The sequence below is a fragment of the Nonomuraea sp. K271 genome (genome assembly GCF_009908215.1).
GTDB classification, from domain to species: domain Bacteria; phylum Actinomycetota; class Actinomycetes; order Streptosporangiales; family Streptosporangiaceae; genus Nonomuraea; species Nonomuraea longispora.
The window spans coordinates 1-20,414 of record NZ_JAAAHR010000136.1; the positions used below are offsets into that span (position 1 = coordinate 1).

16 protein-coding genes and 1 pseudogene are annotated in these 20,414 nt (G+C 71.2%); 12 read left to right on the forward strand and 5 right to left on the reverse strand.

What is annotated here, in order from left to right:
- The 5 genes and pseudogenes from GUY59_RS34415 to GUY59_RS34435 all read left to right on the forward strand — a co-directional run.
- Positions 1-328 (forward strand): annotated as a pseudogene (locus tag GUY59_RS34415) (hypothetical protein); the annotation flags it as partial.
- A gap of 21 nt (positions 329-349) precedes the next feature.
- Positions 350-1,042, forward strand: a complete 693-nt coding sequence (locus GUY59_RS34420) for a DUF2786 domain-containing protein (RefSeq protein ID WP_138204951.1) — start codon at positions 350-352, stop codon at positions 1,040-1,042.
- Between the two features lie 120 nt (positions 1,043-1,162).
- The gene (locus GUY59_RS34425) at positions 1,163-2,209 is read left to right on the forward strand and encodes an Ldh family oxidoreductase (protein ID WP_138204953.1); all 1,047 of its coding nucleotides are present in this window, start codon (positions 1,163-1,165) and stop codon (positions 2,207-2,209) included.
- A gap of 39 nt (positions 2,210-2,248) precedes the next feature.
- Positions 2,249-3,562, forward strand: a complete 1,314-nt coding sequence (locus GUY59_RS34430) for an MFS transporter (protein ID WP_138204955.1) — start codon at positions 2,249-2,251, stop codon at positions 3,560-3,562.
- A gap of 9 nt (positions 3,563-3,571) precedes the next feature.
- Positions 3,572-4,336: an SDR family NAD(P)-dependent oxidoreductase gene (locus tag GUY59_RS34435; RefSeq protein ID WP_138204957.1), complete on the forward strand. Its 765-nt coding sequence runs from the start codon at positions 3,572-3,574 to the stop codon at positions 4,334-4,336.
- A gap of 64 nt (positions 4,337-4,400) precedes the next feature.
- Here GUY59_RS34435 and pgm read toward each other — a convergent pair whose 3' ends face one another.
- Positions 4,401-6,029: a phosphoglucomutase (alpha-D-glucose-1,6-bisphosphate-dependent) gene (gene pgm, locus GUY59_RS34440; RefSeq protein ID WP_138204959.1), complete on the reverse strand. Its 1,629-nt coding sequence runs from the start codon at positions 6,027-6,029 to the stop codon at positions 4,401-4,403.
- A gap of 98 nt (positions 6,030-6,127) precedes the next feature.
- Here pgm and GUY59_RS34445 point away from each other — a divergent pair, with 98 nt between their 5' ends.
- The 3 genes from GUY59_RS34445 to thrS all read left to right on the forward strand — a co-directional run bounded on the left by GUY59_RS34445 (position 6,128) and on the right by thrS (position 9,785).
- The gene (locus GUY59_RS34445) at positions 6,128-7,027 is read left to right on the forward strand and encodes an LLM class F420-dependent oxidoreductase (protein WP_138204961.1); all 900 of its coding nucleotides are present in this window, start codon (positions 6,128-6,130) and stop codon (positions 7,025-7,027) included.
- A 30-nt stretch (positions 7,028-7,057) separates the two neighbouring features.
- Positions 7,058-7,672, forward strand: a complete 615-nt coding sequence (locus tag GUY59_RS34450; protein WP_161714841.1) for a glycoside hydrolase family 25 protein — start codon at positions 7,058-7,060, stop codon at positions 7,670-7,672.
- Positions 7,673-7,820: 148 nt separating this feature from the next.
- Positions 7,821-9,785, forward strand: a complete 1,965-nt coding sequence (thrS, locus tag GUY59_RS34455; protein WP_138204965.1) for a threonine--tRNA ligase — start codon at positions 7,821-7,823, stop codon at positions 9,783-9,785.
- Positions 9,786-10,043: 258 nt separating this feature from the next.
- Here thrS and GUY59_RS34460 read toward each other — a convergent pair whose 3' ends face one another.
- Entirely contained in the window at positions 10,044-10,766 is a 723-nt protein-coding gene (locus GUY59_RS34460; protein ID WP_138204967.1) for a PIG-L deacetylase family protein, read from the reverse strand.
- Between the two features lie 98 nt (positions 10,767-10,864).
- Between GUY59_RS34460 and GUY59_RS34465 the strand changes: the two genes are divergently transcribed.
- Complete coding sequence (locus GUY59_RS34465; RefSeq protein WP_236667780.1) at positions 10,865-11,395, forward strand: HIT family protein; 531 nt, start codon at positions 10,865-10,867, stop codon at positions 11,393-11,395.
- Between the two features lie 28 nt (positions 11,396-11,423).
- Here GUY59_RS34465 and GUY59_RS34470 read toward each other — a convergent pair whose 3' ends face one another.
- From GUY59_RS34470 to GUY59_RS34480, 3 genes are all read right to left on the reverse strand, one after another.
- On the reverse strand, positions 11,424-13,496 hold the full coding sequence (locus GUY59_RS34470) for a hypothetical protein (protein WP_201761687.1): 2,073 nt from the start codon (positions 13,494-13,496) through the stop codon (positions 11,424-11,426).
- A 291-nt stretch (positions 13,497-13,787) separates the two neighbouring features.
- Positions 13,788-15,338, reverse strand: coding sequence for a glycoside hydrolase family 10 protein (locus GUY59_RS34475; protein ID WP_138204971.1), 1,551 nt, complete (start codon positions 15,336-15,338; stop codon positions 13,788-13,790).
- A 132-nt stretch (positions 15,339-15,470) separates the two neighbouring features.
- Entirely contained in the window at positions 15,471-17,609 is a 2,139-nt protein-coding gene (locus tag GUY59_RS34480) for an elongation factor G-like protein EF-G2 (protein ID WP_138204973.1), read from the reverse strand.
- Between the two features lie 143 nt (positions 17,610-17,752).
- Here GUY59_RS34480 and pgsA point away from each other — a divergent pair, with 143 nt between their 5' ends.
- Genes pgsA through GUY59_RS34495 form a run of 3 tightly spaced genes read left to right on the forward strand, consistent with a single transcriptional unit; the run spans position 17,753 to position 20,408 of the window.
- Positions 17,753-18,376: a phosphatidylinositol phosphate synthase gene (gene pgsA, locus GUY59_RS34485; protein ID WP_138204975.1), complete on the forward strand. Its 624-nt coding sequence runs from the start codon at positions 17,753-17,755 to the stop codon at positions 18,374-18,376.
- Positions 18,373-19,281: a phosphatidylinositol mannoside acyltransferase gene (locus tag GUY59_RS34490; RefSeq protein WP_138204977.1), complete on the forward strand. Its 909-nt coding sequence runs from the start codon at positions 18,373-18,375 to the stop codon at positions 19,279-19,281. The genes pgsA and GUY59_RS34490 overlap by 4 nt, the downstream gene beginning before the upstream one ends.
- A complete protein-coding gene (locus GUY59_RS34495) occupies positions 19,278-20,408 on the forward strand; it encodes a glycosyltransferase family 4 protein (RefSeq protein WP_138204979.1) in 1,131 nt (376 codons plus the stop codon). The genes GUY59_RS34490 and GUY59_RS34495 overlap by 4 nt, the downstream gene beginning before the upstream one ends.
- Positions 20,409-20,414 lie beyond the last annotated feature (6 nt).

The window sequence follows — 20,414 nt, forward strand, 5'->3', positions numbered from 1 at the left end:
GGCCGAACTCGTCGAGGACGAGGACGAGGACGTCGAGGTGCTCGACGCCACCCCGCAAGTGGTCAGCACGGCCGAGCGGGCCGCCCTGATGCGGGCCGCGCGCGAATACTGGGACCGGCAGATCTCCAAGGGCATCGTGCCGCGCACCGTCGACATCGCCCAGGAGATCGGCATCTCGCTGGCCACGGCGCGCGAGTATCGTGCCCTGTGGAAGCTGGAGCCGCAGGCACACGCCCTCATCGAGGCGCTGTACCACCAGCACGGCATCGTCGACACCGGCGCCTTCCCCGCCATCGGGGCCGACGGGAGGGTGCTGACCAAGTCCTGAGGCGTCGTCGGAGGAGCACCGTTGCGGGAGCGCACGCTGGAGCGCGTCAGGAAACTCCTGGCCAAGGCCGAACGCACCGACAACGAGCACGAGCGGGCGACGTTCATGGAGGCCGCGTCCGCGCTCATGGCCAGACACGGCATCGACGCGCTGCCTCCCGCGGGCACCCGCCAGACGCCCGGCGACCGCGTCGTCTGGCTGCCGAACCCGTGGGCGAGGGAGAAGGCCCGCCTCGTCAGCCTGGTCGCCCAGGCGGTCCGGTGCAGGCCGCTGCTCATCGGGCGCGGTGAGGGCGGGCAGCGGGTGCACGTGTTCGGGTTCGCCGCCGACCTCGAACGCGCCGACCTGCTGGCCACCTCGCTGCTGCTGCAGATGGCCTCGGGGCTGGCGCGCGTGCGGCCTCCCGAAGGGGTCACGGCCGTGCGGGCCTACCGGCGGTCGTGGTTGCTCGGGTTCACCGACGAGGTGTACCGCCTGCTCTGCGAGGCCGAGTCGCGCGCCGAGGCCGGGTCCTCCGGCACCGGGACGGCGGTCGTGCTGGCCGACCGGAGGGCCGAGGTGGAGCGGGCGGTGGCGGCCCGCTACCCGGACATCCGGATGAGCGTGCCGCGGACCAGCGGCACCGGCTACCGCGACGGGGTCGCCGCCGGCCGCCGCGCGGACATCGGCCGCGCCGGGATGAGCACCGCCACCGCCCCCGAGCTCACGCGCTGACATCACCGTGGTTCGGGCAAGCGCTTGGTAAGCCCTTTCCGTAGATCCGTTTGGGCCGGCCCACAGCGGGCATAAGCGCGCACACGGAACGTAGGATCTGCGGAAGCGAGCCAGGTCACCGTGAACGCATCCTCCCGTCTCATCGACGCCGGCCAGCTGCGCGATCTCGCCCGCGACGTCCTGACGGCCGCAGGTGTCCCCGCCGGCACGGCGGCGACCGTCTCCGCCTCCCTGGTCGAGGCCGACCTCGCCGGGCACGGCTCGCACGGCGTACGCCGGCTCATGCCGTACGTCGAGAAGATCGAGGCCGGCGTGATCGTGCCGGACGCCCGCCCGGACGTCGTCTCCCGACGCGGCGCGACCGCCGTCGTGTCGGGGCGGCGCGGCTTCGGGCAGGCCGCCGCCGGGCTGGCCACCGCCGAGGCCGCGCGGCTCGCCGCCGCGCACGCCGCCGGCGTGGTGGCCGTCAGGGAGTGCAACCACGTCGGCAGGCTCGGCGAGTACGCCGCGACGCTGGCCGCCCAGGGCCTCGTCGCGCAGGTCGTCGGCAACGCGGACCCGACCGTCGCCCCGTACGGCGGGCACCGCAGGATGCTGGGCACCAACCCCATGGCCTGGGCCGTGCCCCGGGCAGGGGGTGCGGCCGTGGTCATGGACTGGGCGACGGCCGCCATCGCCGAGGGCAAGCTGGGCCTGCTGCTGGCCGGCGGCTCCAGGGCGCCCGAGGGGGTGGTCGTCGATCCCGAGGGCCGCCCGTCCACCGATCCGGCCGACTTCTACCGCGGCGGGGCGCTGCTGCCGTTCGGCGGCCACAAGGGGTACGGCCTGAGTGTCCTCATCGAGCTGGTGGGCGGCCTGCTCACCGGCACCGGCACCGCCTGCTCCCCCGAGTACGACGGCACGTTCGGAACCGTGATCACCGCGGTAGACATATCCGCATTCGTCCCCCTGGACGACTATGTCGCCCAGGTCGAATCCTTCTGCGAAGCCCTGCGCGCCTCGGGTCCCGGCGTGATCGTTCCGGGGGAGCCGGAGGCCGAGGCGCGCGCCGCGCGGCTGAAGGAGGGGATTCCCGTGCCCGCACCCGTCTGGGACGAGCTGGGCGTCCTCGCCGCCCGGCTCGGCGTTCCGCGGCCGGAGGCTCCGCGGCCTGCGGCGGGCCGCTGACGCGGCCCGCCATGCCCTGACACCGCCCCTGGAGGTCAGATGTCCGCCACCACACCCGAACTGAAGCGCGTCGTCGCGGGCGCCCTCGTGGGCACCGCCCTGGAGTGGTACGACTTCTTCATCTACGGCACCGCCGCCGCGCTCGTCTTCAACCAGCTCTTCTTCACCGAGGCCGATCCGGCGGCGGGCACGATCGCCGCGTTCGCCACGTTCGGCGTGGGATTCGTGGTCCGGCCGTTCGGCGGCATCCTGTTCGGCCACCTCGGGGACAAGATCGGCCGCCGCTCGACCCTGATCATCACCACCCTGATCATGGGCGTGTCGACCGGGCTCATCGGTCTGCTGCCCACCTACCCGTCGATCGGCGTCTGGGCACCCATCCTGCTCACGCTGCTGCGCGTCTGCCAGGGGCTGGGCGCGGGCGCGGAGTTCGGCGGCGCGGCGACGCTGCTGGCCGAGCACGCCCCGCAGGGCAGGCGCGGCTACTACGCCTCCTTCGCGCAGACCGGCGTGCAGATCGGCCTGGTGCTCGGCACCTCGGCCTTCCTGCTCGTGCAGCTGCTCCCGCAGCAGGACATCGTCTCATGGGGCTGGCGGGTGCCGTTCCTCGTGAGCTTCGCGCTGATCGGGGTGGCGCTGTACGTGCGGCTGCGGGTGGCCGAGTCACCGGTGTTCCGCGAGATGGAACGGACCCGCGAGATCGTCAGGCTGCCGATCAGGGACGCGGTCGCCCGCTACCCGCGCAACTTCCTCGTCGGCGTCGGGGCCCACATCTGCGACACGGCCGTGGTCTACACGCTGGCCACGTTCAGCGTCGCGTACGCCACCAGCCGGCTCGGCCTGGACAGCCACACGGCGCTGCTGGGGGTGATCTTCTTCGGGTTGACCGTCATCGTGCTGCAGCCGGTCTACGGCCATCTCTCGGACAGGGTGGGGCGGCGCCCGCTCAACCTGTTCAGCGTGGTGTTCGTCGCGGTGTTCGCCTTCCCGTACTTCCTGATGGTCGACACCGGCCTGCCCTGGCTCGTGTGGCTGGCCATGATGGTCATGGGGGCGTTCGGGTTCGCGCCGCAGGTCGCGGTGCAGCCCGTGTTCTACGCCGAGCTGTTCGGGGCGCGGGTGCGCTACACCGGGTTCGCGGCCTCGCGGGAGCTGGGCGCCGCGGTCGCCGGCTTCTCGCCGCTGATCGGCGCCGCGCTCGCGGCGCAGCTGGGCGGGGCGCCGTGGCTGGTCGCGGCGTTCCTCATCGGGACCGCGGTGATCTCATTCGTGGCCTTCTACGCCTCGCGCGAGAGCAAGGACATGGACATCACCGCTTTCGACCCGATGCACCGGCGACTGGTCGAGGAGTGAAGGAGCGTCATGGACATCAACGGCAGCGTCGCCGTGATCACCGGCGGCGGCACCGGCATCGGGGCCGCCGTGGCGGAGAGCCTCGCCAGGAAGGGCGCGGCGGCCGTGATCGTCAACTATTCGCGTTCGGCGGCGGAGGCCGAGGCCACGGTCGCCCGTCTGGAGCGGCTGGGCTGCAAGGCCGAGGCGATGGCCGCCGACGTGTGCGACGACGCCGCCGTACGCCGCATGGCCGCGCGCGTACGCGCCGCCCACGGCCGGGTCGACGCGCTCGTGTGCAACGCCGGCACGACCAGGTGGGTGCCCTTTCCCGACCTGGAGGGGCTCACCGGCGAAGTGTGGCAGCAGGTCATGGGCGTCAATCTGATGGGCCCCTTCTACTGCGCCCGCGCCTTCGCCCCCGATCTGCGGGCCGCGCGCGGCGCGATCGTCAACGTCGCCTCCATCGCCGGCCTCCTCGCCACGGGCTCCTCCATCGCGTACGGGGTGAGCAAGGCCGCCCTGATCCAGCTCACCCGTGATCTGGCGGTGGCGCTCGGACCCGAGATCAGGGTGAACGCCGTCGCGCCCGGCATCGTGGCGACCCGATGGCACATCGACAGGCTGGGGGAGCAGGTGTTCTCCGAGATGGCGGCGCGCGAGGAGGCGAAGGCGCCGCTGAAACGCACGGCACGACCCGAGGACGTCGCCCAGATGATCGTCGCGTTGCTGGAGTCGGAGCTGGTCACCGGCGAGATCCTCGTCGGCGACGGCGGCCGGCACCTGACCTACTGACGTGGCGAGCCGCCAGGATCCCCCGGCACGGCGGCCGGGGGATCCTGGCGGCGCGCCCGCGGGATCAGCCGAGAGCCGACGTCACCAGGGAGCGCGCCTCCTCCTGGACCTTGGCCAGATGGTCGGGTCCGCGGAAGGACTCGGCGTAGATCTTGTAGACGTCCTCCGTGCCGGACGGCCGGGCCGCGAACCAGGCGCTCTCCGTCGCCACCTTCACCCCGCCGAGCGCCGCGCCGTTGCCGGGCGCCGACGTCTGCACCGACGTGACCTGCTCGCCCGCCAGCGACGTGGCCGTCACCTGCTCGGCGGAGAGTTTCCCGAGCACGGCCTTCTCCTCGCGCGTCGCGGGAGCGTCCACGCGGGCGTACGCGGGCTCGCCGAACCGCTCGACCAGCTCCCTGTAGTGGTCGCTCGGCGACCGGCCGGTGACGGCGAGGATCTCGGAGGCCAGCAGTGCCAGGATGACGCCGTCCTTGTCGGTGCACCAGACGGATCCGTCGCGCCGCAGGAACGACGCCCCCGCGCTCTCCTCGCCGCCGAATCCCAGCGACCCGTCGAGCAGCCCGGGCACGAACCACTTGAAGCCCACCGGGACCTCGTAGAGCCGCCGCCCCAGCGACTGCGCGACGCGGTCGATGACGCCGCTGCTGACCATGGTCTTGCCGATTCCGGCGTCGGCGGGCCAGCCGTCGCGGTGTGCGTAGAGGTAGGAGATGGCGACGGCGAGGTAGTGGTTGGGGTTCATGAGGCCGTCGGGTGTGACGATGCCGTGCCGGTCCGCGTCGGCGTCGTTGCCAGTGGAGATGTCGTACTTCTCCCGGTTGGCGATCAGCGACGCCATCGCGTGCGGCGACGAGCAGTCCATCCTGATCTTGCCGTCCCAGTCGAGCGTCATGAACCGCCACGTCGGATCGACCAGCGGGTTGATCACCGTCAGGTCGAGGCGGTGCCGCTCGGCGATCTCCCCCCAGTAGGCCACGCTCGCCCCGCCCAGGGGGTCGGCCCCGATGCGCACCCCGGCCGCCCTGATCGCGTCGAGGTCGAGCACGGACGGAAGGTCGTCGACGTACGTACCGAGGAAGTCGTAACACCGCGCCACGTCCAGCGCCCTGGAGTAGGGGATGCGCCGCACGCCCTCCATCCCCGAGGCGAGCAGCCGGTTGGCGCGGTCCTGGATCCACCTGGTGGCGTCGGTGTCGGCGGGACCGCCGTGCGGCGGGTTGTACTTGAACCCTCCGTCGCCCGGCGGGTTGTGCGACGGCGTGATCACCACGCCGTCGGCGAGCCCCGACGTGCGCCCCCGGTTGTGCCGCAGGATGGCGTGCGAGACCGCGGGGGTCGGCGTGTAGCCGTCGCGCGTGTCGATCAGCACCGCGACGTCGTTGGCCGCCAGCACCTCCAGCGCCGACACCCGCGCGGGCTCCGACAGCGCGTGCGTGTCGATGCCGAGGAACAACGGCCCGTCCGTGCCCTGCGCGCGCCGGTATTCGCAGATGGCCTGACTCGTCGCGACGATGTGGTCCTCGTTGAACGCCGTGTCGAACGCCGAGCCCCGGTGCCCCGAGGTGCCGAACGCCACCCGCTGCTCCACCTCGTCAGGGTCGGGGTGGAGGGCGTAGTAGGACGTCACCAGCCGGGCGACGTCGACGAGGTCGGCTGGCCGAGCGGGCTTTCCCGCGCGTTCGTGCGTCATGCTCGCCACTTTACAAACGTCGTCCGGCACGGCGGCTGCCCCGCGCCGGGGGTGTGGGGATACATTCGCTTCAGTCACCAGAACGGAGTTCTGTTCTTATGCGATACGGCTTCTTCCTGTCCGAGCGAAACGTGGACGACCCCATCGGCGACCTGCGCGACCAGATCGCCGGCGCGGCGCGGGACGGCTTCACCTCGGCCTGGCTGTCCAACATCTTCGGCCTCGACGCCCTCACAGCCCTCGCCGTCGCCGGCAGCCAGGTGCCCGGCATCGAACTCGGCACCGCCGTCGTGCCGACCTACCCGCGCCACCCGGCCGCGCTCGCCCAGCAGGCCATGACCGTCAACGCCGCGCTCGGCGGGCGCCTCGCCCTCGGCGTCGGGCTGTCGCACAAGGTCGTCATCGAGGACATGTACGGCTACAGCTTCGACCGGCCGGGCCGCCACATGAAGGAGTACCTCGACATCCTGATCCCGGCCAGCCGGGGCGAGCACGTCTCGTACGAGGGCGAGACGCTCAAGGCCGACATCCGGCTCAGCACCCCGGGCGCCGGGTTCCCCGTGCTGGTCGCCGCGCTCGGCCCCCGCATGCTCAGACTCGCCGGCACCGTGGCCGACGGCACCGCACTCTGGATGACCGGACCCAGGACCGTCGCCGAGCACATCGCGCCCACCATCAGGGCGGCCGCCGCCGAGGCGGGCCGCGAGCCGCCCAGGATCGTGTGCGCGCTGCCGATCTGCGTGACCGACGACCCCGCCGCCGCGGTGGCGCGCGCCAACGAGATCTTCGAGACGTACGGGCGGCTTCCGTCCTACCGTGCGATGCTCGACAGGGAGGGCGTGGCCGGTCCGGGCGAGGTGGCGATCGTCGGCGACGAGGACACCGTGCTGGCCAAGCTCGACGAGCTCAAGGAGGCCGGGGTAACCGATTTCGTGGGCTCCGCGTACTCCGGCCGGGAACGTACCCTGAACCTTCTGATCGGCGCGGCGAAAGGCTGATCAGGAGACATCTCAATAAACTCCGACAAGGTGAAGCGCTTGCTCCTGGGCATAGATGTGTCGAACTGGCAGGGCACCGTCGACTGGGCCGGCCACGCGGAGACCGGCGTGTCCTTCGCCTTCGCCAAGACCACCGAGGGTGGTGACTACGTCGACAAGTGGTTCGCGCGCAACTGGAACGGCATGCGGGAAAGCTGGATGGTCTGCGGCGCGTACCACTTCGCCCGGCCCAAGGGCGACCCCATCGAGCAGGCGCGGCACTTCCTGCGCACGATCGAGAAGGCGGGCGGGCTGCGCCGCGGCGATCTCGTCGCGCTCGACCTCGAGACCAACGACGGAGCGCGCCCCGAGCGCGTGGCCCGCTTCGCGCGCCGCTGGTGCCACCACGTCGAGCGGCACGGCGGCGTGCGGCCGTTCATCTACACCTTCCACGCCTTCGCCAACGGCGGGCACTGCGCGGGCCTGGCCGAATATCCGCTGTGGATCGCGAGCCCGGCCAAGCCACGCGGCCGACCCGACGTGCCGCGCCCCTGGAACGACTGGACCATCCACCAGTACTCCAACAGCCCGATCGACCGCAACGTCTTCCACGGCACCCGCAAGGACCTGACGAAACTGGGCTACCGCCCGAGCCGGCGGCGCTGATCCGCCGCCCTGAGATCGCGCGGGCGTGGGTGTGGGCGCGGGCCGTGGGCGCGGTGTCCGGGGACGCTTTTCACCCGCGATAGCATCGGTGTTCACCATCGAACCAGCCTCGGTGCCGGGCATCGAGCGCGATCCCTGAGGAGACACCGTGTCAGCCGAGCTACGCATCACCCTCGCCGGAGCCGAGCGTGTGGTCGCGGCCGGCACGACGGCCGGGCAGGCCCTCGAGGCCGACGGCCGCACGGTCGTCGCCGCCCGGGTCAACGGCCAGGCGCGCGACCTGGCCCATGCGCTGGAGCAGGGCGACGTGGTCGAGCCGATCGAGATCTCCAGCGAGGAGGGCCGGGCGATCGTCCGCCACTCCACCGCCCACGTCATGGCGCAGGCGGTGCAGGAGCTCTTCCCCGAGGCCAAGCTGGGCATCGGCCCGCCCGTCGACAACGGCTTCTACTACGACTTCGACGTCGAGCGGGCGTTCCAGCCCGACGATCTCAAGCGCATCGAGAAGCGGATGCGCGAGATCGTCAAGCAGGGTCAGCTGTTCTCCCGCCGGGCCGTCTCCGACGACGAGGCGCGCGAGGAGCTCGCCGGTGAGCCGTACAAACTGGAGCTGATCGGGCTCAAGGGGGGCGCCGAGGACGAAGAGTCGGTCGAGGTGGGCGCCGGGCAGCTCACCATCTACGACAACCTCGACCCCAAGACCGGCGAGCTGACGTGGAAAGACCTGTGCCGCGGCCCTCACGTGCCGTCCACCCGGTCCATCCCCGCCTTCAAGCTGATGCGCTCCGGCGGCGCCTACTGGCGGGGCAGCGAGAACAACCCGCAGCTCCAGCGCATCTACGGCACCGCGTGGGAGTCCCGCGACAAGCAGGACGCCTATCTCAAGCTGCTGGAGGAGGCCGAGAAGCGCGACCACCGCAGGCTCGGCGCCGAGCTCGACCTGTTCAGCTTCCCGCCCGAACTGGGCAGCGGCCTGCCGGTCTTCCATCCCAAGGGCGGGATCATCCGCAAGGAGATGGAAGACTACATGCGCCGGCGGCAGGGCGAGGCCGGCTACGAGTTCGTCAACACCCCGCACATCACCAAGTCGACGCTGTTCGAGACCTCCGGCCACCTGCCGTGGTATGCCGACGACATGTTCCCGCCCTTCGAGCTGGAGGGCATCGAATACCGCGTCAAGCCGATGAACTGCCCCATGCACAACCTGATCTTCCGGGCGCGCGGCCGCTCCTACCGCGAGCTGCCGCTGCGGTTGTGCGAGTTCGGCTCGGTCTACCGCTATGAGAAGTCGGGCGTGGTCCACGGCCTGACCCGGGTGCGCGGCATGACGCAGGACGACTCCCACATCTACTGCACCCGCGAGCAGATGGCCGGCGAGATCAAGAGCCTGCTCACCTTCGTGCTCAGCGTCCTGCGCGACTTCGGCCTGTCGGAGTTCTACCTGGAGCTGTCCACCCGCGACGACTCCGACAAGTTCATCGGCGACCCCGCCGACTGGGCCGAGGCGACCGAGGCGCTGCGCCAGACGGCCGAGGAGTCGGGCCTCGAACTGGTCGACGACCCGGGCGGCGCGGCCTTCTACGGCCCGAAGATCTCGGTGCAGGCCAAGGACGCGATCGGCCGCACCTGGCAGCTGTCCACCATCCAGCTCGACCTCAACCAGCCCCAGCGCTTCGAGCTCGAATACCAGGCCGCCGACGGCAGCCGCCAGACGCCCGTCATGATCCACCGGGCGCTGTTCGGCTCGATCGAACGTTTCCTCGGCGTCCTCACCGAGCACTACGCCGGCGCGTTCCCGCCCTGGCTGGCCCCGGTCCAGGCGGTCGGCATCCCGATCGCCGACGCCCACGTGCCCTACCTCCAGGACGTCGCCAAGCGGCTCAAGGAGCGCGGCATCAGGGTCGAGGTCGACGCGTCCGACGACCGCATGCAGAAGAAGATCCGCAACGCGCAGAAGGCCAAGATCCCCTACATGCTGCTGGCCGGCGACGAGGACATCGCGAGCGGCGCGGTGTCGTTCCGCTACCGCAGCGGCGAGCAGAAGAACGGCGTCCCGATCGACGAGGCGGTCGCCGAGATCGTCGGCGCGGTGGAGCGCCGGATCCAGGTCTGACCCCTACTGTGCCGCGTGGCGGCCGCCGCACCCGGGCGGCCGCCACGCGGCCATCTCCACCCGCATTCCGCCACCGGGACCGTGAGCTCGGCCCGGCCGCCCACCACGGCACCGGGGACCGCCACGGTCTGCCGATGAGCGGCCACGAAATCGTGCGGCCGCGAGGCTCACCGTGGCCACGACGCCGGCGCTGCGACCTCACCCCTGTCGTGGAGCGCCGGCACAGCCAGGCAGGGGTGAGGCGCGGCCGCCGGTGGGTCAGCGGGGGAAGAGGCGGAAGGCGACGGCGGGGCGGCCACCGAAGCGCTCGGCCGTCTCCCTGGCGAAGCCCTCGATCAGGTTGCGAGCGTAGGCCTCGGGGTCTTCGGTGGTGAGGGCCTCGATGTACGCACGGTGCTCCACGAGCGAGCGCACCCCGCGTTCCAGGCTGGTCGTGACGTCCACGGCGTGGGTGGGGGAGTCGGACCCGGCTATGGCGACCCAGCGGACGCCGTCCCAGGGCTCGGCCTCCGTGTCAGGAAAAATCCATCGATTTCCCGCGTCACCGGCCGCGTCGAGCACGGCCCGGCCCACCGCGCGATGGTCGGGCGTGTTCCAGTACGTGCCGTTCCAGGTGTCGTCAGGGTTCAGCGTGATCACGAGCTCCGGGCGGTGCCTGCGGATCGCGGCGGCGAGATCCCTCCTGAGCGCCGTGCCGTACTCGATCACCCCGTCGGCGTGGCCGAGGAACTCCACGCTCGTCACTCCGGCGACGGCCGCGCTGGCCCGCTGCTCACGCTCGCGTACGGCGGCGGACTTGACGGGTTCGAGCGTGTCGATGCCCGCCTCGCCTTTCGTGGCCAGCACGTACGAGACTTCGCGCCCCGCGTCGGTCCAGGCCGCCACGGCCGAGGCGCAGCCGTACTCCAGGTCGTCGGGGTGGGCCACGATGGCCAGGGCCCGCTGCCAGTCTTCGGGCATGGGTTCGAGCTGAGAGGTCATGGGTGACATCCTTACAGGCATGCCTCCGGTCCGCGCGGGCGCGGCGGGGCCCGTCCCGGACGAGCAGCGTGCGGGCCCGTGGTCCTATGCTGCTAGGTATGCACGATCAGGCAGGGGCAGGGTCGCCCGACAACTTCGAGCGGCTGTGGACCCCGCATCGTATGGCCTACATCAAGGGCGAGAACAAACCGACGAGCACCGGCCCCGGTGACGGGTGCCCGTTCGACGCGATCCCCAAGATGAGCGACGAGGAGGGCCTGATCGTCGCCAGGGGCGAGACCGTCTACGCGGTGCTCAACCTCTATCCGTACAATTCGGGGCATCTGATGGTGGTGCCCTACCGGCACGTCGCCGACTACGCGGAGTTGCAGCCCGCCGAGCTGGTGGAGCTGGGGCAGTTCACCCAGAAGTCGCTGGGGGTGCTCCGCAAGGCCAGCGGCGCCCAGGGCTTCAACGTCGGCATGAACCTCGGCGAGGTCGCCGGCGCCGGCATCGCCGCGCACCTGCACCAGCACGTGGTGCCCCGGTGGGGCGGCGACACCAACTTCATGCCGGTCGTCGGCCAGACCAAGGTGCTTCCCCAGCTGTTGCGCGACACCCGGCAGTTGCTCGCCGACGCCTGGACCTGAGCCGCCGCCGTGACTCCGGCGCCGGGGCTCACCGTCGCGCGCTCGCCAGCTCTCCGAGGGCGCCTCCGGCGGACGCGGGCGCGCGCAGCACGCCGATGCCGGTGGCCAGCAGCAGCGGCACGGCCAGCGCCAGCGCCATGGACAGCACGGCCGCGCCGGAGTCGTTGACGAGCATGCCGAGCACGCCGCTGACCAGCGTGCCGATCAGCCCGGCGCGCAGCGCGGGGGAGTGCTCGAACGCGGCCGGCACGACGCCGGCCGAGGCCTGCTCGGGCCGCAGGATCGCGTAGACGAGGAAGGCGACCGCGGCGATCACGATCGGCATGAGGTTGGGACTGAGCAGGGTGCCCAGCATGGCCTGCAGCTTGCGGAAGATGACGTCGAACGCCTCGCCGGTCAGCACCTGCCCGACGAAACGGCCCAGATGGGTCTGCTCGTCCGGCGGCCGAAGGTAGTTGAGCCAGGCGAACGTCATCACGATCACTCCGCCCGCCACGCAGAAGACGGCCAGCTTCACCAGCGAGACGCGCTTGCCCGTCAGGACGAGCGCGGTCACCGCGATGCCCGGCACGAACGCGATCACGCCGCCGAAGTCGCTGCCCATGCCCGAGCCACCGAGCACCATGGTGAACGTGCCGAGCACCACGATCGCGGCCACGCCCGCCCTGCCCGGCCAGCGGTGCGCGATGACCGCGGCGGTCAGCAGCGTGCCGGTCGCCAGCAGCGCGAACGGGATGTTGCCGAGCCCGTAGTAGCGGGCGCCGACGTCGGCGCTGTAGCCCATGACGCTGTTGACCTGCAGGGTCGTTCCGGTCAGCAGGTCGCCGACGAGGGTCAGGGCCGTCGCGCCGGCCACGACCGCGAGCGGGCCGAGCGGCGCGCGGCGCCACGGCCCCGCGAACGCCAGCGCGGTGAGCGCCGCCGTCCACCCCACCACCCCGGCCACCATCTGCGGCATACTCGACCACGGCAGCAGGTTGACCAGGAAGCTGGCGGCCGGCACGGCGGCCAGGGCGGTGCCGGCGACGCGGACGGGGAGCAGGCCCTTGCGGCGGCGCAGCAGCAGGAACGCGATTCCGTAGAACAGCACCTGCAACACCGCCATGACCGTGAAGTAGCCGCCCTTCACCGCGCGGATGGTCTGCGCCTCGGCGTCGGCGTCACGCAGCCGGTCGACCGTCGCACCCTGGTCGCCGACCTGGAGCGGCCCGCCCACGACCGCGGGAGGCACGGGCACGCCCAGCTTGGCCAGCACGGTGGCGGTCAGGTCGGGCGTGATGGACAGGTCCTCGCGGCGGGTGGAGGTCGCGCCGAGCAGGCGGCCCGCCGCGCCGGGCTCGCGCAGCGCCGTCACCCGCAGGTGCGGCACGGAGCCGTGGTCGGACAGCCCCGCGAGCACCACCGTGGTGTCCGCGGGCAGGACCGACAGAAGCGCGCCCGCCTTGGCGTCGGCCAGGCGCAGCGCGTCACGGCGCTCGGCGGCGCTGAGCCGGTCGGGCTCCCTGGGCAGTTGCCCGTCCGTGAGGTAGGGGAGGACGAGGTCGTCCACGTCCATGGCGACCATCCGGCACTTCTCCAGGTCGGCGGTCGTCACCTGGAGCGGTGAGGCGTGGTAGTGCCGCACCGCGCCCTGCCGGTCGGCCAGCCCGAGGGCGGCGCCGGGGCCGATGGCGATCGAGCACTGGCCCGCGGCCTTCAGCGACTCGCCGAGGACGCCGGCGTTGCGCTGGCCGGCCACGTCGATGAGGTAGCGGTAGTGCGGGATGACGGCGCCCGTGCCCTGCTGCTCGGGCGCGGGAGGCGAGCCGCAGCGGTAGCCCACGGCCGACCTGGTGCCCGCCGAGACGGTCAGCCACGCGTCGTAGGGGCAGGTCACCGTGCCGACCGTGCGGATCGACATGGAGCCGAGCGCGCTCGCCCTGGCCAGCTCCCACAGGTTGGGCGTGTCGGTCTGGGTGAGGTCGTTCCAGTGCAGACCGGAGACGCCGATGAGTGCCACCCGGCCGGCGCCCTCGTCGGCCCGAGCCGCCCCGGTGAGCAGCCCCAGACCGGCCAGCACCTGAACGGCCAGCACGGCCAGCATGACTAGCGCGCGCCTCACCGAGATCCTCCCGTCATCGATGTGTTCCGTGGCACGGCGGAAGCAGCTCGTCCCGGGGCCACCGGACCCGACTACCCTCTCACGCGGCGGGTGTGGTCGGTGCGTTCCTGGCCGCCCGCGCGGCCGATCCTGTCCTCCTTTCGCCTTCCGCGTACCGGGGCCTCGCACCACCGGGTGCGACGCTCACCGTCCCCTTCCCCCTCAGGGCGCGAACTCCCACGTTCAGCACGCATGAGGGCCCGCCGCGACGCCGCGCGGCGGGCCCTCATGCCTTGTGTACGGGAACCGGCCTCAGCCGGCCTTCACCTCGACGGCAGCGCTCTCGTTGTAGAGCCGGTCGAGGGAGGTGACCAGGTAGGTGCCGTCCTTGGCCGCGTACGACGGTTGCGAGACGACGGCGACGAGGCCGCGGGCGTCGCTGGTGTGGCAGTCCTTGCCCGACTTGGGCAGCCGGTAGACGGCGTAGGCGCGGGCGCCCTCGGAAGCTGTCCACGACAACGTGCCGCCGGAGGCCTTGGCGCCGGAGGGCGGGGCGGGAGCCTGGCCGCCGCGCTCCTTCATCAGGGGCGGCAGCGCCGGGCGGCCGTAGCGGGAGCCGGCCAGGCGGTCGACCGAGCCGAGGGGGTCGCTCAGGAGCTGCTTGGCGCTGAAGTAGACCGAGCCGTCGACCTGCTTGAGCTTGCGGTTGACGCCCACCTGCGCGGCCAGCTCTCCCGGCTTCTTCCACGCCTTGTCGTCGTCGGCGCCGACGCGGTAGAGGCCGTGACCGATGTAGAGCTGCACGTCGGTGCCCTTGACCTCGCGGGCCCACCAGCGCGCGAGCGTGGTGTAGTCGGCCAGCCGGTGCCCGCGCGGCCAGTAGAGCTGTGGCAGCACGTAGTCGACGGTGCCGGACTTGATCCAGGCCCGCGCGTCGGCGTAGATCGAGTCGTACGCCGACATCCCCGACGTCTTGGAGCCGCTCGGGTCGTTGGAGGTGTTGCGCCAGATGCCGAACGGGCTGATGCCGAACTTCACGTGGTTCTTCGTGTCGTGGACGGCCTTGTCGACCTCGGCGACCAGCGTGTTGACGTTGTCGCGCCGCCAGTCGGCGAGCTTCTTGCCCTTGCCGTGCTTCCTGAACGCCGCGCTGTCGTCGAACTTCGCGCCCGCCACCGGATAGGGGTAGAAGTAGTCGTCGAAGTGCACGCCGTCGAGGTCGTAGCGGCTGACGACGTCGGTGATGACCTTGGTCACGTGGCGGCGCACGGCGGGCAGACCGGGGTTGTAGTAGAGGCGGCCGCCGTATTTCACGGTCCAGCCCGGGTGCTTGCGCGCGGGATGGGCCGCGGGCAGCTTGGCGGTGCTGTCGCCGTAGGAGGCGCGGTAGGGGTTGAACCAGGCGTGGAACTCCATGCCGCGCTTGTGCGCCTCGTCGATGAGGAACGGCAGCGGGTCCCAGCCGGGGTCCTTGCCCGCCGTGCCGGTGAGATATTGCGACCACGGCTCGAGCGACGACTTGTAGAGCGCGTCGGAGGCGGGCCGGACCTGGACGAAGACGGCGTTGAGGTGACGCCGGGCGGCGTTGTCCAGGATCTTGACGTATTCCGCCCGCTGCCTGGCGGGGCTCAGCCCGGCCTTGGACGGCCAGTCGATGTTCTGGGTCGTGGCGATCCACACCCCGCGCAGCTCGCGCTTGGGATGGCGGGCGTCGGCCTTGCACGCCGCCGCGGGGGCGGCCATGGCCGTCTTCGTCCGGCTCGCTGCGGGGCTCTCTCCGGCTCCGGGGCCGAACACGTAGGCGGCGGCCGTGGTGGCGACGGCGAGCGTGGCAGCGGCTAGGAGTGGGCGTCCAGTTCGCATAGTGCCCACCAGTCTGGCAGTCGCCCCGGCATGCTCGGGACCAAAAAAAGAAATGTACTCGTGATGCTTCTGTGATTAATGGGTAGGGATGGGCCGGAAGGGGCAAAGCCCTTCCGGCCGGCCCTCGGACCCTCAATCGGTTGCCGCCACCTTGCTCGCGAGGTTGGACGGCAGCGGCTCATAGCGCAGGAACGTGCGCTGGAAGGTGCCGGTGCCGTGTGACATGGATCTCAGGTCGATGGCGTACCGCGTTATCTCCAGCTCGGGCACCTCCGCCTTCACCAGAGTGCGGCCGGTGCCCACGGGCTCGGTGCCGAGCACCCGCCCGCGCCGCGACGACAGGTCGGACATCACCGAGCCCACGTAGTCGTCGGCCACCAGCACCGAGATCTCGTCCACCGGCTCGAGCAGCAGTGTCGGCACCTTCGACGCGGCCTCCTTGAGCGCGAGCTGGCCCGCGATCTGGAAGGCCATGTCGGAGGAGTCGACGGAGTGGGCCTTGCCGTCGTACAGGGTGACCCGTACGTCGACCATCGGGTAGCCGGCGACGACGCCCCGCTCCATCTGGGCCCGCACGCCCTTCTCCACCGACGGGATGAACTGGCGCGGCACAACGCCGCCCACGACCTTGTCGACGAACTCGAAGCCGCCTCCCGACGGCAGCGGCTCGACCTCCAGGTGGCAGATGGCGTACTGGCCGTGGCCGCCGGTCTGCTTGACGTTGCGGCCCATTGCCTGGCACTTGCCGCCGAACGTCTCGCGCAGCGGCACCCGCAGGTCCACCCGCTCCACCTCGACGCCGTGCCGCTTGACCAGGCGGTCGAGCAGCACGTCGGTGTGTGCCTCGCCCATGCACCACAGGACGAGCTGCCTGGTCTCGGCGTTGTTCTCCAGACGCAATGTCGGGTCCTCGGCCACCAGTCTGCCGAGGGCCTGCGACAGTTTGTCCTCGTCGGCCTTGGACCTGGCCCTGATGGCGACGGGCAGCAGCGGGTCGGGCATCTGCCAGGCCGTCATCAGCAGCGGGCGGTCGACGTCCGAGAGCGTGTCGCCGGTCTCGGCGCGCGACAGCTTGGCCACGGCCACGATGTCGCCGGCCACGCCCTTCGCCGCGCTGCGCTGCTGCTTGCCCAGCGGGCAGGTCAGGGTGCCGATGCGTTCGTCGACGTCGTGGTCCTCGTGACCGCGCTCGGCCAGGCCGTGCCCGGACACGTGGACGGTCATGTCGGGGCGCAGCGTGCCGGAGAAGACGCGTACGAGGCTGATGCGGCCCACGTACGGGTCGCTGGTGGTCTTGACGACCTCGGCCACGAGCGGGCCGTCCGGGTCGCACGTGATGTCCTTGACCGGCCTGCCGGACAGATCGGTGATCTCCGGCATGGGATGTTCGAGAGGGGACGGGAAGCCCTGCGTGATGAGCTCGAGCACCTCTGTCGCGCCGACGCCGATCCCGCTGCAGAGCACCGGGTAGAAGCTGCCGCGCGCGACCGCCTTCTCCAGGTCCTCGATGAGGACCTTGGTCTCGATGGGCTCGCCTTCGAGATACCGTTCCATGAGCGATTCGTCTTCGCTCTCCTGGATGATCCCCTCGATGAGGACGCCGCGGTGGTCCTCGATCTGGGCCGCGTACTCGGCTCCAGGGTCCTTCTCCGTGCGCGTGCCGGTGGCGTAGTTGTAGAACTTCTGCGACAGCAGACCGATCAGGCCGTTGACGTGGCCGTTGGTGATCACCGGCAGATAGAGCGGCGCGACGCCGTCGCCGAACATGTCCTGGCAGGCGGTGAGCACTTCGTCGAAGTCGGCCCGCTGGTGGTCGATCTTGGTGATGACGACCGCGCGCGGCATGCCGACCTGGGAGCACTCCTCCCAGAGCATCTGGGTGAGGCCGTCGATCCCCTCGGCGGCCGACACCACGAACAGCGCGGCGTCGGCGGCGCGCAGCCCCGCGCGCAGGTCGCCCACGAAGTCGGCGTACCCGGGCGTGTCCAAAAGATTGATCTTGATCCCGTTGAACATGAGCGGTGCCGACGCGAGGTTGACCGAGCGCTGCTGCCGGACCTCGACCTCGTCGAAGTCGCTGACCGTGTTGCCGTCCTCCACCCTGCCAGGGCGCTGGACGGTGCCCGTGGCGGCCAGCAGCTGCTCGACGAGGGTCGTCTTACCCGCTCCGGAGTGGCCGACAAGCACGACATTGCGTATCGCATCCGCCCTGTCGGCCGCGGGTGCCCTGCCCGCGGCTCCTACGGCGCCGCCTGAGTGTCTTTCCGCCACATCGCCTCCCGCGTCGTCGGATGTTCCCAACGCCGCGCCCGCGCGGAAGGTGACAGAAACCGCATGGACGCGGTGTGTTCACCAAATACCCCTGTGGCGGATATCACAAGAGGGCCGGGGCAAAGAAAGTTGTCAGGTCCGTGATGGCCTACGATCGGACGGCGATGCTCAAACTCCTGCGCCCGGCCATGACCCGGATACTCACCCCGCTGGGCAGGGCTCTCGCCGGCCGCGGGATCGGCCCCGACGCCGTCACGGCGATCGGTACCCTCGGCACCGTCGTGTCCGCCCTGCTCCTGTTCCCTTTGGGGCACCTGACCGCGGGCGCCCTGGTCATCACCGTCTTCGTGCTGTTCGACCTCCTCGACGGCGTGGTGGCCAGGCTCGGGGGCAAGGGGGGCAGCACCTGGGGCGCGTTCCTCGACTCGACGCTCGACCGGGTGGCCGACGCCGCGATCTTCGCCGGCCTGATCTTGTATTTCGTCGCCGGAGGCGACACGCTGATGGCCGCGGTGACGTTGGTCTGCCTCGTCGCGGGCGCCATGGTGTCCTATGCCAAGGCCAGGGCGGAAGGGCTCGGGCTCACGGCCGACGTGGGGCTGGCCGAGCGTCCTGAGCGGCTGGTCGTGGCGCTGGTCGCGGCCTTCCTCGCGGGCCTCGGCGTGCCGTACGTCCTGGCCGCGGGCATGTGGCTGCTCGCCGTGGCCAGCCTGATCACCGTGGGGCAGCGAGTGGTGGCGGTCTACCATCAGGCGAGGGAGACATGAGCGAGAAGGCGTCCGTCAGCGATCGCGTCGTGGCCGCGGGCTTCGCGGCCGGCTGGAAGCTCGTTCCGCTGCTGCCCCATGGCCCTACGGCGGCGGTCTTCCGCTTCATGGCCGACCGGGTCTGGCGCAGGGCCGGCAAGTCCGTACGCCGGCTGGAGTCCAACCTGGCCAGGGTCACCGGCCTCGAGGTGGGCAGCCGCGAGCTGAACGAGCTCACCAGGGCCGGCATGCGCTCCTACTTCCGCTACTTCCACGAGATCTTCCGGCTGCCGTCCATGCGCACCGAGGAGGTCGTGCGCCGCACCCACGTCATCGGCGCCGAGCACGTGCACGACACCGTGGCGGCCGGCCGCGGCGTGGTGCTGGCCCTGCCTCACATGGGCAACTGGGACCAGGCGGGCGCGTGGCTGGTGGGCGTCGGGCATCCGTTCACCACCGTGGCCGAGCGGCTGAGACCGGAGTCGCTGTTCCGCCGCTACGTCGCCTTCCGCGAGGGGCTCGGCATGGAGGTGCTGCCGCTCACCGGAGGCGACGGGCACAACTTCGGCACCCTGGCCACGCGGCTGCGCAAGGGCGGCGTCGTGTGCCTGCCCGCCGAGCGCGACCTGACCAAGAGCGGCGTCGAGGTGCGCTTCTTCGGCTCGACCACCAAGGTGCCCGCGGGGCCGCCGCTGCTGGCCGTGCAGACCGGGGCCGCGCTGCTGCCCGCGACCGTCTACTTCGTGGGCGACGACTGGGGCATCCACATCCACGAGGAGATCCCGGTCCCGGAGGAGGGCACCCGGCAGGAGAAGGTCGCGGCGGTGGCGCAGCGTATGGCCGAGGTGTTCGAGAAGGGCATCGCCGAGCACCCGGAGGACTGGCACATGCTGCAGCGGCTCTGGCTGGAGGACCTGCGGCCATGAAGGTCGGCATCGTGTGCCCCTACTCGTGGGACATGCCGGGAGGGGTCAAACAGCACATCGACGACCTGGCGCAGGCGCTCATGGCGCAGGGCCACGAGGTGTCGGTGATCGCGCCGGCGGCCGACGACGACGAGCTGCCCCCCTACGTGACGGGCGCGGGACGCGCCATCCCCGTGCCGTACAACGGGTCGGTGGCCAGGATGTCGTTCGGCTTCCTGTCGGCCGCGCGGGTGCGGCGGTGGGTGCGTACGGGCGAGTTCGAGGTGCTGCACATCCACGAGCCGCTGATCCCGAGCCTGGGCATCCTGGCATGCTGGGCCGCCAAGGGGCCGATCGTGGCGACGTTCCACGCCTCCTGGGTGCGCTCACGGGCGATCGCGGTGGCCGAGCCGGTGCTGCAGAGCGCGCTGGAGAAGCTCAGCGGGCGCATCACGGTCTCCGACGCCGCCCGCAAGAGCCTGGTGGAGCAGTTCGGCGGCGACACCGTGCTGATCCCCAACGGCGTGACCGTCTCCCGCTACACCGACGCCGAGCCGCTCGACGGCTGGGTGCCCGACGGCGCCACGCTCGGCTTCCTCGGCCGGATGGACGAAGAGCGCAAGGGCCTGCCCATCCTGCTCGACGCGTTCACGATGCTGGCGGACGAGCGGCCGGACGTGAAGCTGCTCATCGCCGGCCCCGGCGACGAGAAGGACGTCTACGAGCGGGTGCCCAAGCGTCTCCACGACCGGGTGACCGTGCTGGGCATGGTCAGCGAGGCGGACAAGATCCGCGCCTACCACTCGGTCGACGTGTTCTGCGCCCCCAACACGCGCGGTGAGAGCTTCGGCATCGTGCTGGCCGAGGCCATGGCGTCCGGCGCCACGGTGCTGGCCAGCGACATCCCCGCCTTCCGCAGGGTGCTCGGCGACGGCCAGGCGGGCGCGCTGTTCTCCAACGGCGACTCCGCCGCGCTGGCGCGCGAGGCGAGCGCGCTGCTCGACGCCCCGGAACGCCGGGCCAAGCTGGCGGCGGAGGCGCTGGTCGCGGTCAGGAAGTACGACTGGTCCACGGTCGCGCGCGACGTCGTGCGCGTCTACGAGACGGTCACCATGAGCGGCGCGGGACGCGTGGAGGAAGACCTGTGACATCCA

Coding starts and splice junctions, on each gene's coding strand:
- GUY59_RS34430 (WP_138204955.1), top strand. CDS start 2,249: ATGTCCGCCACCACACCCGAACTGAAGCGCGTCGTCGCGGGCGCCCTC.
- GUY59_RS34435 (WP_138204957.1), top strand. CDS start 3,572: ATGGACATCAACGGCAGCGTCGCCGTGATCACCGGCGGCGGCACCGGC.
- pgm (WP_138204959.1), bottom strand. CDS start 6,029: ATGACGCACGAACGCGCGGGAAAGCCCGCTCGGCCAGCCGACCTCGTC.
- GUY59_RS34445 (WP_138204961.1), top strand. CDS start 6,128: ATGCGATACGGCTTCTTCCTGTCCGAGCGAAACGTGGACGACCCCATC.
- GUY59_RS34460 (WP_138204967.1), bottom strand. CDS start 10,766: ATGACCTCTCAGCTCGAACCCATGCCCGAAGACTGGCAGCGGGCCCTG.
- GUY59_RS34465 (WP_236667780.1), top strand. CDS start 10,865: ATGCACGATCAGGCAGGGGCAGGGTCGCCCGACAACTTCGAGCGGCTG.
- GUY59_RS34475 (WP_138204971.1), bottom strand. CDS start 15,338: ATGCGAACTGGACGCCCACTCCTAGCCGCTGCCACGCTCGCCGTCGCC.
- pgsA (WP_138204975.1), top strand. CDS start 17,753: ATGGCCTACGATCGGACGGCGATGCTCAAACTCCTGCGCCCGGCCATG.
- GUY59_RS34490 (WP_138204977.1), top strand. CDS start 18,373: ATGAGCGAGAAGGCGTCCGTCAGCGATCGCGTCGTGGCCGCGGGCTTC.
- GUY59_RS34495 (WP_138204979.1), top strand. CDS start 19,278: ATGAAGGTCGGCATCGTGTGCCCCTACTCGTGGGACATGCCGGGAGGG.